Consider the following 12,529-nt stretch of genomic DNA (forward strand, 5'->3'; position numbering starts at 1 on the left):
TGTGGTGGTGGCTGTGCGTCCCGGGATGGGGCGGTGGGGCTCATTCTACCTGTCATTTAACACAGAGAAGAAATGAGGACCTCCGAGGGCCACGGAGACGGTGCGACCCTGGATTGGCAACACTCCGACATCCGCCAGGCGAATGCATCCTGACAAAGCAATAACATCTTATGTTGAAACAATAACCTGGCGCTTCGCGCGAAGCGCAACAAACTTCTTCTTCGTGGCCCTCCGTCATCCTCGTTCTTTCTCCGTGTTGAAAAATCCGCCGGACAAAACCGCACGGACCCCGGCCATCAGCCACGGACGGCCATCCCGCCGCTCTTTCCCCTCCAAACGCCTTCCCATGCCCGAACCCGCCGAACAACGTCCGGACCACGATCTTCATGTCGAACGGAACCAGCCAGCACAACAGATCATGCCCCACGCCGTTTGCCCGCCGCCGCCGCGCCGCCCTACACTTCCACCCCAACGCCCGACGGGGAACCGGCCATGAAGATCGCGCGCATCGAAACATTCCTGTTCGATCCCGGCACCGCCAAGAACCTGCTGTTCTGCCGCGTCGAAACCGACAGCGGCCTGCACGGCTGGGGCGAGGCCTACGTCACCCCCGGCAAGGAACCCGTCATCGAGCACCTGCTGCGCCACCTCGCGCAGCACATCATCGGCCGCGACGCCTTCAGCATCCGCCACACCGCGCAGGTGGTGTTCGAGGATTTCGCCATGCGCCGCACCTCGCTCGACCTGATGTCGGCCTGGAGCGCCATCGAGATCGCCCTGTGGGACATCGTCGCGAAGCACGCCAACCTGCCGCTGTACAACCTGCTCGGTGGCGCCAGCCGCGAACGGGTCAAGGTCTATGCCAACGGCTGGTCCAGCGGCACCGAAACCATTGAGCAGAACGTCGAGCGCGCCGTGAAGGTCAAGGAAATGGGCTACACCGCGCTGAAATGGGACCCGTTCCCCGGCCCCTGGCGCAGCTTCATCCACCGCGAGGACGAGGACCACGTGGTGCGCTATGTCCGGGCCATGCGCCAGGCGCTGGGGCCCGACTTCACCCTGCTGGTCGAAGTCCACCGCCGCCTCGCGCCGATGCACGCCATCCGCGTCGGCCGCCGTATCGCCGAGTTCGACATCGGCTGGTACGAGGAACCCTGCCTGTGCGACAACATCGACCTCGTCGCCGAGGTCCGCCGCGCCCTGCCGATGCCGATCGTGACGGGGGAGGCGATCTATTCGAAGGAGGGGTTCGCCGCGGCGCTGGCGGCGCGGGCGGCCGACATCCTCAATCCTGACATCTGCAACTGCGGCGGCGTCAGCGCCATGCTCGACATCGCCGCCATGGCGCAGCCGCACGCGGTGGCCATCGCGCCCCACAACTATAACTCCACGCTTGTCGGCCTGGCCGCGACGGTGCACCTGTCGGCGCTGATCCCCAACTTCTGGATCGCCGAATGTTTCATCAATCTGCAACCGGCTTGCGACGCCATCGCGGCCGCGCCGCTGACCGTGCACGAGGGCTTCGTTGACCTGCCCACCACCCCCGGCCTCGGCATCGAGCTGGACGTCGAACGGCTGCGCGCGAAGCCGTACCGCGACATGGGCCCACGCACGGGGCTGCGGTCGTACACCGAGGAATTCCCCCGCAAGCACTACGCCGTCGCGGCCACCCGCACGGGGTACTGACCGCGGTCCTCGATGAACGAGTGGCGGACGCTGCTGGCGGCGCCGCGCTTCCGCGCCTTCTTCCTGGCGTTGCTGTGCAACAACCTGGGCAGTTGGTGCGTCATCGCCGCCATGCCGATCCTGGTGGCCGAGCGGTTCGGCGCCGGGATGGTGCTGGTGGCCAGCCTCGCGCTGCGGATCCTGCCGAAGCTGCTGCTGGCGCCGCTGGCGGCCGGGCGGATGCGCCGCCTCGGCCCGGCGCGGCTGGCCAGCACGGCGATGCTGCTGATGGCGGCACTGACCGCGGCGCTGCCCTGGTGCGGCAGCCTGGCGCTGCTGGAAATCGTCATCGCCGCCATCGGCACGCTGGACCTGTTCATCATGCCCGGGCTGCTGACGCTGCGCGTACCGGTCACGCCGGCGGGGCTGGAGATGGCGGGCAACACGCTGTGCTCGGTGGCGGACCGGGCGGCCAAGGTGGCGGGACCGGCGCTCGGCGGCCTGGCGGTGCTGGCCGGGTTTGGTCCGGCTTTCGCCGGTTTCGCGCTGCTGACCGCGGCCTCGGCGGTGCCGGTTGCCCGGCTGTCGGGAATCGCGGCCGGGTCCGACACGCCGCGCGGCAGCCTCTGGCCGGTCCTGGCGGCCATCCGGGCCGATCGGCAGGTGGCCGGGCTGGTGATTACGAGCGTGACGTATCTGGTGATGCTGGGTGGGCTGCGGCCGTTCCTGTTCTGGGCGAACAGCGATTGGTACGGCGCCTCCGACACCGCCTGGACCTGGCTGCTGGCGGCGCAGGGCGCGGGCGCGCTGATCGGCGCGCTGGTCTCGGCGCCGGTCGTGCCCCGCCTGTCGCGCCGGATGTCGGCCTACCGGCTGAGCCTGCTGACCGGCCTGGCCGAGGGCGCGATGCATCTGCTGCTGCTGGTGGCGACAAGCAGCGCGCAGGCGATCGCCATCCTGGCGCTGGCGGGCATTCCGGAGATCGTCTCGACCGCCGCCTGGTTCACCGCCATCCAGGTGCGGCTGCCGGCGGCGCAGCAGGGCGGTTTCTACACCGTCATGGCGCCGCTGTGGGACCTGGCGTTCGCGCTGGGCATCGCCTCGGCCGCGCTGCATGCGCGGGGCGTGCTGCCGCTGTCCGGCTACTGGGCCCTGGTGTCGCTGACCGCGACGCTGCCGCTGCTGCCGTTGCTGGCGTGGGAGGCGCCGCGGCGCGCGAGGGCGACATGATGCCTGGCCAGCATGAAAATGTAGTCTCGCAGGCGCTGAAGGTCGGGCGGTGCAAGGTCGTCTCTCTATCGTCATGGCCGGGACACGCCCTACGCAATGCACACATCCTGGAAACGAGTCGGAAATGACCGTAAAATCAAGTGCTTGCCTGGGCGCCAAGAGCGTTCCCCCATCGTCATGGCCCGGCTTGTCCGGGCCACCTGTCGCGGCACAGGTGCTGGAATAGGTGGCCCGGACAAGCCGGGCCATGACGAAAGGGAAACGCCGCGGCGGACCGTTTCCGAGATGTGTGCATCCCGTAGGGACACGCCCGGCCATGACGGAGAGGCAACGGCTGCCGCCATTTTTCGTTATCGCGGTGCCAGCGCCGCTGGTTGATTAACCCTGAAGCAAAACGCCTCTGTTACGGGCGCATGCCGAACGCACTGGGGCCGGGCGTGCGCAGCGGCGCTGCGAGGTTGGCGAAGTCGCACAGCAGCCGGCGAGTATCGCGCGGGTCGATCACCTCGTCCACCCAGAACGCCTCGGCCGTGCGCAGCGGTGAGCGCAGGCGGTTCAACCGTTCCTCGATTTCCGCCAGCTTCGCGTCCGGATCTTCCGCCGCGTCGATTTCGGCACGGTAGGCCGCTTCAATGCCGCCTTCCAGCGGCAGGGAGCCCCAGCTTGCCGACGGCCAGGCATAGCGCAGGCACAGGTGCCCGACCGGCTGGTGGCCCAGGCCGCCGACGCCGTAGCAGTTGCGCACGACGATGCTGCACCAGGGCACCGTCGTCTGGTTGATCGCCGCCAGCGCCCGCACGCCCCAGCGGATCACCGCGGTGCTCTCGGCTTTCAGGCCGACCTGGAAGCCTGGGCAGTCCACCAGGTGGACAACCGGCAGGTGGAAGGTCTGCGCCATGTCGACGAAGCGGACGATCTTGCTGCACGCATCCGCCGTCCAGGCGCCGCCGTCGAACAGCGGGTCCCCCGCCATCACCGCAACCGGCCAGCCGTCGAGACGCGCGAAGCCGGTGATGATCGAGCGTCCGAACAGCGCGCCCATCTCGAAGAAGCTGTCCTTGTCAACCAGCGCGCCGATGATCCGGCGCATGTGATAGGCCTGCTTCTTCGACTTCGGGATCACTGAGATCAGGGCTTCATCCCGCCGGTTCGGGTTGTCCCAGCCGCGCACGCGCGGCGGCAGGTCGTGGATCGACCCGGGCAGGTACGACAGGAACCGCCGTGTCGCCTCGAACGCCTCGTCCTCGGTATCGACCGCGTGGTCCACGGCGCCGCATTGCAGCTGGATCTGCCAGCCGCCCAGTTCCTGCTTGGTGCGCGGCTCGCCCAGCCGTTCCACCACCGGCGGGCCGGCGACGAACACCGCGGCGATTTCCTTGACCATCACCGAGTAATGCGCCGCCACCAGCCGCGCCGCCCCCAGTCCGGCGACCGAACCAAGCCCCAGCCCGACCACCGGCACCTGCGACATCTGGTTGGCCACCAGGTCGAACGAGGTGGTTTCGGTCAGCCCGCCCGGCAGGTTCGCCCGTCCGGTGGTTTCGATCGTCTTGACCGAGCCGCCGCCGCCCGAGCCCTCGATCAGCCGGATCAGCGGCATGCGGAACTGGGTGGCGATTTCCTCCGACATCTTGGGCTTGCCCTTGATCGAGGCATCGGCGGACCCGCCGCGCAGCGTGAAATCGTCGCCGGCGACGACCACCGGGCGGTTATCGATGGTGCCGCGGCCGAACACGCAGTTGGCCGGCGTGAAGGCGACGATGTTGCCGTGCGCGTCGTAGGTTGCCTTGCCGGCGATGCTGCCGATTTCCCTGAAGCTGCCGTGGTCGAGCAGGCGATCGATCCGTTCCCGCACCGTCAGCCGTCCGCCGGCGTGCTGGCGGGCGACGCGTTCGGTGCCGCCAAGTTCGCGGGCAAGCCGCTGGCGTTCGCGCAGTTCGGCGAGTTCCGGCTCCCAGCCGACGGCGGAGGCATGCATGGGCTGAGCGGGGGTTTCGGTCACGTTGTCGTCGGCCATGCGTTTCCTGTCGGATCGTTCTTGCAGCGAATGCTGGCTGGTAGGCTATGGGCGATCCCGAGGCTATGCAACCGGCCGGGCTGTCAGGCCGCACGCGATGGCGGCGGGTCGAGGCGCCGACGTTGCGCCCGGGTACAGCGCGTCGGGCGCGCCCCGCATGACGAGCGGACAGCAATGCGGGTGATCGTGCCGCTTGACGAGGCCCAGAAATGTAGCAACATACCTACATTCATTTCACCCCATGCGGGCCACGTCATGACCATAACCACGATCTCTAGCCGAGAGTTCAACCAGGACACGAGTCGCGCCAAGAAGGCCGCCGCGAACGGCCCTGTATTCATCACCGACCGCGGCACGCCGGCTCATGTGCTGCTCACCATCGCGGACTATCGGCGCCTGGCTTCGGGAGGGGACAGCATCATCGAACGGTTGGGCTTGCCGCCAGGCATCGAGGACGTCGAACTGGAGGTCACGGCCCGGCGCGATCTCGCATGCGCGGCCGATTTCACCTGATGTTCCTGCTCGATACCAACGTCGTTTCCGAGTTGCGCAAGGCACGTGCCGGCAAGGCCGATCAAAACGTGACGACGTGGGTGCAGACGGTTCCGGCCGGCGGTCTTTTTCTTTCGACGATCGTGGTCCAGGAACTGGAGATTGGCGTGTTGCTGGCTGAGCGTCGCGACCCGAGGCAGGGATCACTCCTGCGTGCCTGGCTGGACGAATATGTACTGCCGGCGTTTGCCGGACGCATCCTGCCTGTTGATACGATCGTAGCACGGCGCAGTGCAGCCCTGCATGTCCCTGATCCGCGGCCGGTTCGGGACGGGCTGATCGCGGCGACGGCGCTGGTTCATGGCATGACGGTTGTGACCCGCAACATCGGCGACTTTGCCGCTACCGGCGTGCCACTGCTGAATCCGTGGGATGATCCGCTGGCGTGATGGCCTGAGATTATCCACTTACGTCCGGGCGCCGTGGAAACTCGGACAGCGGCACAGGTCTCGGACCTCTGTCACCGGCACCCTGCGTACCCTGAAGATCATGCGCGCCGGCATCCAGGCGGACGGCCTGTCGGCCGAGGAGCTGAGGGGCGAGCTGTTGCAACTCGCTCGGTACGGCCGGGTGCTGGTGCTGTTGGACGCCTGCCATTCCGGCGCCATGACGATGAACGACGCGGGGATCACGCTGGACGCCGACGCGCTGCGCATTGGCCTCGCGGCGGCGAACGTGACGGTGCTGACCTCCTCCAGCGGCAGCGAAACCTCGCAGAAGCGCGACGCTTGGCAGCACGGCCCCTTCACTACAGCAGACCGCAGGTTAGTTGGGACGCAGACGGCCTGTCTTCATCGTCATGGCCCGGCTTGTCCGGGCCACCTATTCCAGCACGTGTGCCGCGACAGGTGGCCCGGACAAGCCGGGCCATGACGAGTGAGGTGCGCCGTCGCCGTGTCTCAACCAACCTGCGGTCTGCTGTAAGGTGCTGCTCGACGCATTCAACGATCCCGCGGTCGACACCAACCGCAACGGGCTGATCAGCACCACCGGCCTGGCGAACGACCTCGCCAAACGGGTCCCGGCGCTGACCGACGGCGCGCAGACGCCGGGCATGGAGATCCGCTTCGACTCGCCCTGTTTGCCAGCGGGTCGTAGGCGGCGGGAACGCACATGCTTGTTTTCAGTATCAACAGGACAGCGGACTCCCGCAGGATACCGCCAGCACCGTCACTGGCGGGTAGGCGCCCGCCGCGGTTTCGGCTAAATTCCGACGGATAGCGGCCATGGCACTTTCCGGAACTGAACGACATGCCCGACTCAATCGATACCTTACCGCCGCCTCCGGCGCGTAACCTGTACGAGACGGACGAGCACGCCTGGATCGCCGCTCAGATTGCCGCATTGGCGGCGCAGGACTACAGCCGTCTCGACCGCGCCAGCCTGATTGAATACCTGACCGAGATGACCATTCGCGACCGCCGTGAACTGAAGTCGCGGCTGACTGTCCTGCTGCTGCATCTCCTGAAGATTCGAGTCCAGCCGGAGAGGCTGACCCGGAGCTGGATCAGCACCATTCTCGAACAGCAAAGCGAAATTCGCTCGATCATCGACGGCATCCCAAGCCTGGGGCGGCAGGCGGACACCATCGCCATATCCGCCTTTCCGGACGCGCTGCGGCGGGCGGCACGGGAAACCGGTGTGCCGGCCGCCAAATTTCCCACGACGTTGCCCTGGACAGTGGCCGAGGCTCTGGCCTTCGACCCGCCGGACCCTCCCGTGCGGCAAGACCGGCGCCGCTGATGCGCGGCGTGATGGACCGGACCTGCGGCCAAGTGTAAACGCTCGGCAAACACCCACAGCGAGGCCGATCACCATGCCCGACACCGTCTCCCCGCACGGCGACACGCTGATCATCGACATGGTCCGCCGCTTCTCCGAGGAACGCCTCGCCCCGCTGGCGGCCGAACGCGAGAAGCAGAAGCGGATCGAGCCGGAGATCATCGCCGAACTCGGGGAACTCGGCGTGTTCGGCGCCACCACCCCGGCGGAGTGGGACGGCAGCGAGATCGATCCCGTCACCTACGCCCTGCTGCTGGAGGAAATCGCCGCCGGCGACGGCTCGATCTCCACCATGGTGTCGGTGCACAACTCCCCCACCTGCATCGTCGTCAACAACTTCGGCACCGACGCGCAGAAGGACCGCTGGCTGCGCAAGCTGGCCACCGGGGAGCATGTCGGCTCCTTCGGCCTGACCGAGCCGCAGGCCGGGTCGGACGCCTCGAACCTCAAGACCCGCGCGGTGAAGAAGGGCGACCGCTACGTCGTCAACGGCTCCAAGCAGTTCATCAGCAACGCGGCGCACCCGGGCAGCCTGGTGTTCTTCGCCGTGACCGATCCCGCCGCCGGCAAGAAGGGGCTGTCCGCCTTCATCATCGACAAGACCCACCCCGGCTTCTCGGTCGCCCGGGTCGAGGAGAAGCTCGGCCAGAAAGCCTCCGACACCTGCGCGCTCAGCTTCGACGACATGGAAGTGCCGGAAGACCAGCGCATCGGCGCGGAAGGCGAGGGCTACAAGATCGCCCTCTCCACCCTGGAAAGCGGCCGCATCGGCATCGCCGCGCAGAGCGTCGGCATGGCCCGCGCCGCGCTCGACTACGCCGTCGGCTACGCCCGGGAACGCAAGGCGTTCGGCAGTTCCATCATCGACTTCCAGGCCGTCGGCTTCCGCCTGGCCGAGGCCAAGACCCGCCTGGAAGCCGCCCGCCAACTGACGCTGTACGCCGCCCGCCTCAAGGCCGAGGGCCGCCCCTCGCTGGAAGCCGCCTGCATGGCCAAGCTGTTTGCCTCCGAGGCCGCCGAGGCGGTCTGCACCGCGTCGATCCAGACCCTGGGCGGCTACGGCTTCCTCGCCGACTACCCGGTGGAGCGCATCTACCGCGATGTCCGCGTCTGCCAGATCTATGAAGGAACCTCCGACGTGCAGAAACTGATCCTGCAGCGCATGCTCTGATGCTGCACCACCTGCTGCAAGGGCTGCGCCGCCCGCTGACCGAGCCGCCGCCGCCCCCCGACCCGGACCTGGCGGCGCTCGCCTCCACCCTGGACCAGACCGCCCGCGCGACGCTCGGCCACAGCCTGTCGATCCGGCAGGTGGACGCCGGGTCGTGCAACGGCTGCGAGCTGGAAATCCACGCGCTCAACAACGCCTTCCACGATTTGGAGCGCTACGGACTGCACTTCGTCGCCTCGCCGCGCCACGCCGACGTCTTGCTGGTCACCGGCCCGGTGACCAGGAACATGCGCGAGGCGCTGGAGCGCACCTGGCTCGCCACCCCCGATCCGAAATGGGTGGTGGCAGTCGGTGATTGCGGCGCCGATGGCGGGATGTTCGCCGGCAGCTATGCCGTCGTCGGCGGCGTGGCGACGGTCGTGCCGGTCAACCTGGTGATCCGCGGCTGTCCGCCGACGCCGAAGCAACTGCTCCAGGGCCTGCTGTCGCTGTTCGGACCCTGACCGCGTTTCGGTTGCGCAGCCGACCGGTCACTTTTTCTGGCGCTGAATGCTCCGGCCGGGCATACAGCAGATAGATTGAGACGCCGCTTTGGGGGCAGTGGCCTGCCCTCATCGTCACGCAGCACCGTGTGCGGCCTGGATGGCCGGCCATGCCGCGGAAGGGGCGCCGTCGCCTCGTCTCACCTTACCTGCGGTTTGCTGTAGCATGGGCCCGCGCCCGCCACATCCTGGTCAGCACCGAGGCCGAGGCGCGCAAGGTGCTGGACGAGCTGCATCATGGCGCGGATTTCGCGATCCTCGCGCGCGCCGTCAGCAAGGATCCCGATGCCAGCAAGGGCGGCGACCTGGGCTTCTTCCGCCGAGAACAGGTCTGGCCTGGCTTCGCCGACGTCGCGTTCTCCTTGCAGCCTGGCCAGGTGGCGTCCGATCCGGTGAAGAACGAGTTCGGCTGGCACGTCATCAAGGTCGAGGAGAAGCGCCTGGTCCCGCCGCCCGCCTATGCCGCCGTTCACGATCAGTTGCGCCAGGAACTGCTCGCCGCGGCGGTACGGCAGTCGGTCAGGCAGGCCCGGGCCCAGCTCGACATACGCCGGTTCAACCTGGACGGATCGGCTATGGATACCGGTCCCCGGCTCAAGGGCGGCGCCAGCGCCCCGCCGGCGGACTGAGCCCGCGCTTGTGACGCGCGCAAGGTTCCGTCATAAGCGGGCCCGTCATTCATCAGGGGTTGCCATGAAGCGTTTCCCGGACTGCTCATTCGGGGCTCCGGCCCGTTGGCTTGCCGTAGCCGCCCTGTGCTGCGCGGTTTCCGCCGGAGCGGCTGTCGCCGATACGAAGCCGGATCCGGTGCTTGCCACGGTGAACGGCCAGCCGATTCACCTGAGCGACGTCAGGGACGCGGTCGGCAGCCTGCCGCCGCAGGCGCGCGCCATGCCGCCGCAGCAGCTCTATCCCATGCTGCTGGAGCAGTTGATCGACGCCCGCGCCCTGCTGATCCAGGCGCAGCGCACCGGCCTGGACAAGGACCCCGACGTCCAGAAATCCATGCAGATGGCGGCCGATCATGCGCTGGAAACCGCGCTGCTGAGCAAGGTGGTGCGCCCGCAGATCACCGATGAGGCGGTGAAGGCCAAGTACGAACAGGACATTGCCAAGAAGCCGGGCGAGATCGAGGTGCATGCCCGCCACATCCTGGTGCCCGACGAGGCGACGGCGAAGAAGATCATCGCCGAGCTGAAGAAGGGCGCCGACTTCGCCGCGCTGTCGAAGCAGTACAGCAAGGACCCGGGCGCGGCGCAGCAGGGCGGCGACCTCGGCTTCTTCAAGAAGAGCGAGATGGTGCCGGAATTCGCCGATGTCGCGTTTTCGCTGAAGGACGGCGAGATCGCGCCGAACCCGGTGAAGACCCAGTTCGGCTGGCACGTGATCCAGGTGCTCGGCCACCGCACCGCGCCGCCGCCGAGCTTCGCGGAGCAGCGTGACCAGTTGCGCCAGGCGATGATCCAGGCCGCCGTGCAGAAGGAAGTCGCCTCGGTGCGCAGCGCGGTGAAGATCGAGAAGTTCAACCCGGATGGCACGCCGGTCAAGCCAACCGACACGGCTGAGCCGCCGCCGGAGAAGTAATAGCGGCTGGCGCAGAGGCCGGCTGTCGCCGCCGCGGCGGGCCGGACCGTTGCCTCTCCGCCGCGGCGGGCCGTTCTCTCTCCGTCATGGCCGGGCGTGTCCCTACGGGATGCACACATCCTGGAAACGGTCCGCCGCTGCGTTTCCCTTTCGTCATGGCCCGGCTTGTCCGGGCCACCTATTCCAGCAGCCGCGACAGGTGGCCCGGACAAGCCGGGCCATGACGATGGAGGAACGCTCTCGGCGCCCAGGCAAGCACTTGATTTTACGGTCATTTCCGACTCGTTTCCAGGATGTGTGCATTGCGTAGGGCGTGTCCCGGCCATCCACCCCCCGCCGTCGAAGCGCGGATAGCCGGGACCCGCCCGGTCCTGACGGTGGGGCGAGAAGCGAGCGACGACCCAGCGCCATCGCGCCCGCCACGACACCGCGACACCTGCTATAACCCGACCATCCGCCGCCGGTGCCACCGCACCGGCGGCATCACGTTGAACCAAGGACGGATGCCATGGCCACCGCTGTCTCCCCGCTCGCTGTCGCGCTGCCGGACCTGCCGCCGCTTGCCGGGGTGCGGCTGTCCTCGGCGGCTGCGGGCATTCGCTACCAGGGGCGCACCGACGTCGTGATGATGGAGGTGGCGCCCGGCAGCACGGTGGCCGGCGTGTTCACCTCCAACAAGTGCCCCGGCGCGCCGATTGACTGGTGCCGGGCGGCGCTGGCGGGCGGCCGGGCGCGGATGGTGGTGGTGAATGCCGGCAATGCCAACGTATTCACCGGCAAGGCCGGCCGCGACGCCTGCGCCGCCACCGCCGACGCGGCGGCGCAACTGGCCAGATGTGAGCCGCAGCAGGTCTTCGTCGCCTCTACCGGCGTGATTGGCGAGGTACTGCCGCACCAGAAGCTGGTGGCGGCGCTGCCCGGCCTGCACGCCGATCTGCGCGCCGACAGCTGGGAGGCCGCCGCGCGCGGCATCATGACCACCGACACCTTCCCCAAGGCGTCCACCCGCCTGGCGCAAATCGGCGGCGCGCCGGTGCGGATCACCGGCATCGCCAAGGGCAGCGGCATGATCGCTCCCGACATGGCGACGATGCTGTGCTTCGTGTTCACCGACGCGAAGATCCCGGCGGAGGCGTTGCAGGCCATGCTGGCGGCCGGCGTCGAGGGCAGCTTCAACTGCACCACCGTCGATTCCGACACCTCGACCTCCGACACCGTGCTGCTGGTCGCCACCGGGCAGGCGCAACATCCCGAGATCCCGGCCGCCGCCGAGGCCCGCGCCACGATGCTGGCCGACTTCGCCGGCGCCCTGAACGACGTGCTGCTGGATCTGGCGCTGCAGGTGATCCGCGACGGGGAGGGCGCGCAGAAGCTGGTGCGGATCGACGTCACCGGCGCCGCCAGCGACCCCTCGGCCAAGCGGATCGCCCTGGCCGTGGCGAACTCCCCCCTGGTGAAGACCGCGATCGCCGGCGAGGACGCCAACTGGGGCCGCATCGTCATGGCCGTCGGCAAGGCCGGGGAGCCGGCGGACCGCGACGCCCTGTCCGTCGGCGTCGGCGGGGTCTGGATGGCCCGCAACGGCGCGGTGATCCCCGGTTATGACGAGGCGCCGGTGGTGGCGCACATGAAGGGACGGGAAGTCGGGATCGCGATCGACATCGGCCTGGGCCAGGGCAAGGCCACGGTCTGGACCTGCGACCTGACGCACGGCTACATCGACATCAACGGCTCCTACCGGAGCTGATCGGCATCAGGTCCGTTGCTCTATCGTCATGGCCGGGCGTGTCCCGGCCATCCGCTTCCCGCCGTCGCAGCACAGATACAGCAGACCGCAGGTTAATTGGGACGCAGACGGCCTGTCTTTATCGTCATGGCCCGGCTTGTCCCTACGCAATGCACACATCCTGGAAACGAGTCGGAAATGACCGTAAAATCAAGTGCTTGCCTCACGGCCGAGAGCGTTCCCCCATCGTCATGGCCCGG

Annotated in this window: 12 protein-coding genes; 11 read left to right on the plus strand and 1 reads right to left on the minus strand. The window is 68.0% G+C overall.

Features of this window, described 5'->3' with window-relative positions; all coding sequences use genetic code 11:
* The first annotated feature begins 492 nt into the window (after positions 1-492).
* Together CCS01_RS01845 and CCS01_RS01850 are read left to right on the plus strand one after the other, a co-directional pair.
* Positions 493-1,686 (plus strand): mandelate racemase/muconate lactonizing enzyme family protein, encoded by a 1,194-nt coding sequence (locus CCS01_RS01845; protein ID WP_104517128.1) that lies wholly within the window; start codon positions 493-495, stop codon positions 1,684-1,686.
* A gap of 12 nt (positions 1,687-1,698) precedes the next feature.
* Positions 1,699-2,895: an MFS transporter gene (locus CCS01_RS01850; protein ID WP_104517129.1), complete on the plus strand. Its 1,197-nt coding sequence runs from the start codon at positions 1,699-1,701 to the stop codon at positions 2,893-2,895.
* 403 nt (positions 2,896-3,298) lie between these two features.
* Here the strand turns inward: CCS01_RS01850 and CCS01_RS01855 are convergent, their stop codons facing one another.
* On the minus strand, positions 3,299-4,912 hold the full coding sequence (locus CCS01_RS01855) for an acyl-CoA carboxylase subunit beta (RefSeq protein ID WP_239991969.1): 1,614 nt from the start codon (positions 4,910-4,912) through the stop codon (positions 3,299-3,301).
* 255 nt (positions 4,913-5,167) lie between these two features.
* Here CCS01_RS01855 and CCS01_RS01860 point away from each other — a divergent pair, with 255 nt between their 5' ends.
* From CCS01_RS01860 to argJ, 9 genes are all read left to right on the plus strand, one after another.
* Positions 5,168-5,425: a type II toxin-antitoxin system prevent-host-death family antitoxin gene (locus tag CCS01_RS01860; RefSeq protein WP_104517154.1), complete on the plus strand. Its 258-nt coding sequence runs from the start codon at positions 5,168-5,170 to the stop codon at positions 5,423-5,425.
* Positions 5,425-5,853, plus strand: a complete 429-nt coding sequence (locus CCS01_RS01865) for a type II toxin-antitoxin system VapC family toxin (protein WP_104517155.1) — start codon at positions 5,425-5,427, stop codon at positions 5,851-5,853. Before CCS01_RS01860 ends, CCS01_RS01865 begins: the two co-directional genes overlap by 1 nt.
* A gap of 100 nt (positions 5,854-5,953) precedes the next feature.
* Complete coding sequence (locus CCS01_RS01870; protein ID WP_146101532.1) at positions 5,954-6,337, plus strand: hypothetical protein; 384 nt, start codon at positions 5,954-5,956, stop codon at positions 6,335-6,337.
* A 378-nt stretch (positions 6,338-6,715) separates the two neighbouring features.
* Positions 6,716-7,207, plus strand: a complete 492-nt coding sequence (locus CCS01_RS01875; protein WP_104517131.1) for a DUF29 domain-containing protein — start codon at positions 6,716-6,718, stop codon at positions 7,205-7,207.
* A 73-nt stretch (positions 7,208-7,280) separates the two neighbouring features.
* The gene (locus CCS01_RS01880) at positions 7,281-8,417 is read left to right on the plus strand and encodes an acyl-CoA dehydrogenase family protein (protein ID WP_104517132.1); all 1,137 of its coding nucleotides are present in this window, start codon (positions 7,281-7,283) and stop codon (positions 8,415-8,417) included.
* The gene (locus CCS01_RS01885; RefSeq protein WP_104517133.1) at positions 8,417-8,920 is read left to right on the plus strand and encodes an NADH-quinone oxidoreductase subunit B family protein; all 504 of its coding nucleotides are present in this window, start codon (positions 8,417-8,419) and stop codon (positions 8,918-8,920) included. The genes CCS01_RS01880 and CCS01_RS01885 overlap by 1 nt, the downstream gene beginning before the upstream one ends.
* Before the next feature lie 149 nt (positions 8,921-9,069).
* Complete coding sequence (locus tag CCS01_RS01890; RefSeq protein ID WP_104517134.1) at positions 9,070-9,588, plus strand: peptidylprolyl isomerase; 519 nt, start codon at positions 9,070-9,072, stop codon at positions 9,586-9,588.
* Positions 9,589-9,652: 64 nt separating this feature from the next.
* Positions 9,653-10,543: a peptidylprolyl isomerase gene (locus CCS01_RS01895; RefSeq protein WP_158258189.1), complete on the plus strand. Its 891-nt coding sequence runs from the start codon at positions 9,653-9,655 to the stop codon at positions 10,541-10,543.
* Between the two features lie 508 nt (positions 10,544-11,051).
* Positions 11,052-12,290, plus strand: a complete 1,239-nt coding sequence (gene argJ / locus CCS01_RS01900; protein WP_104517136.1) for a bifunctional glutamate N-acetyltransferase/amino-acid acetyltransferase ArgJ — start codon at positions 11,052-11,054, stop codon at positions 12,288-12,290.
* Positions 12,291-12,529 lie beyond the last annotated feature (239 nt).

Origin of the sequence: Rhodopila globiformis, from assembly GCF_002937115.1 — a bacterium.
GTDB lineage: Bacteria > Pseudomonadota > Alphaproteobacteria > Acetobacterales > Acetobacteraceae > Rhodopila > Rhodopila globiformis.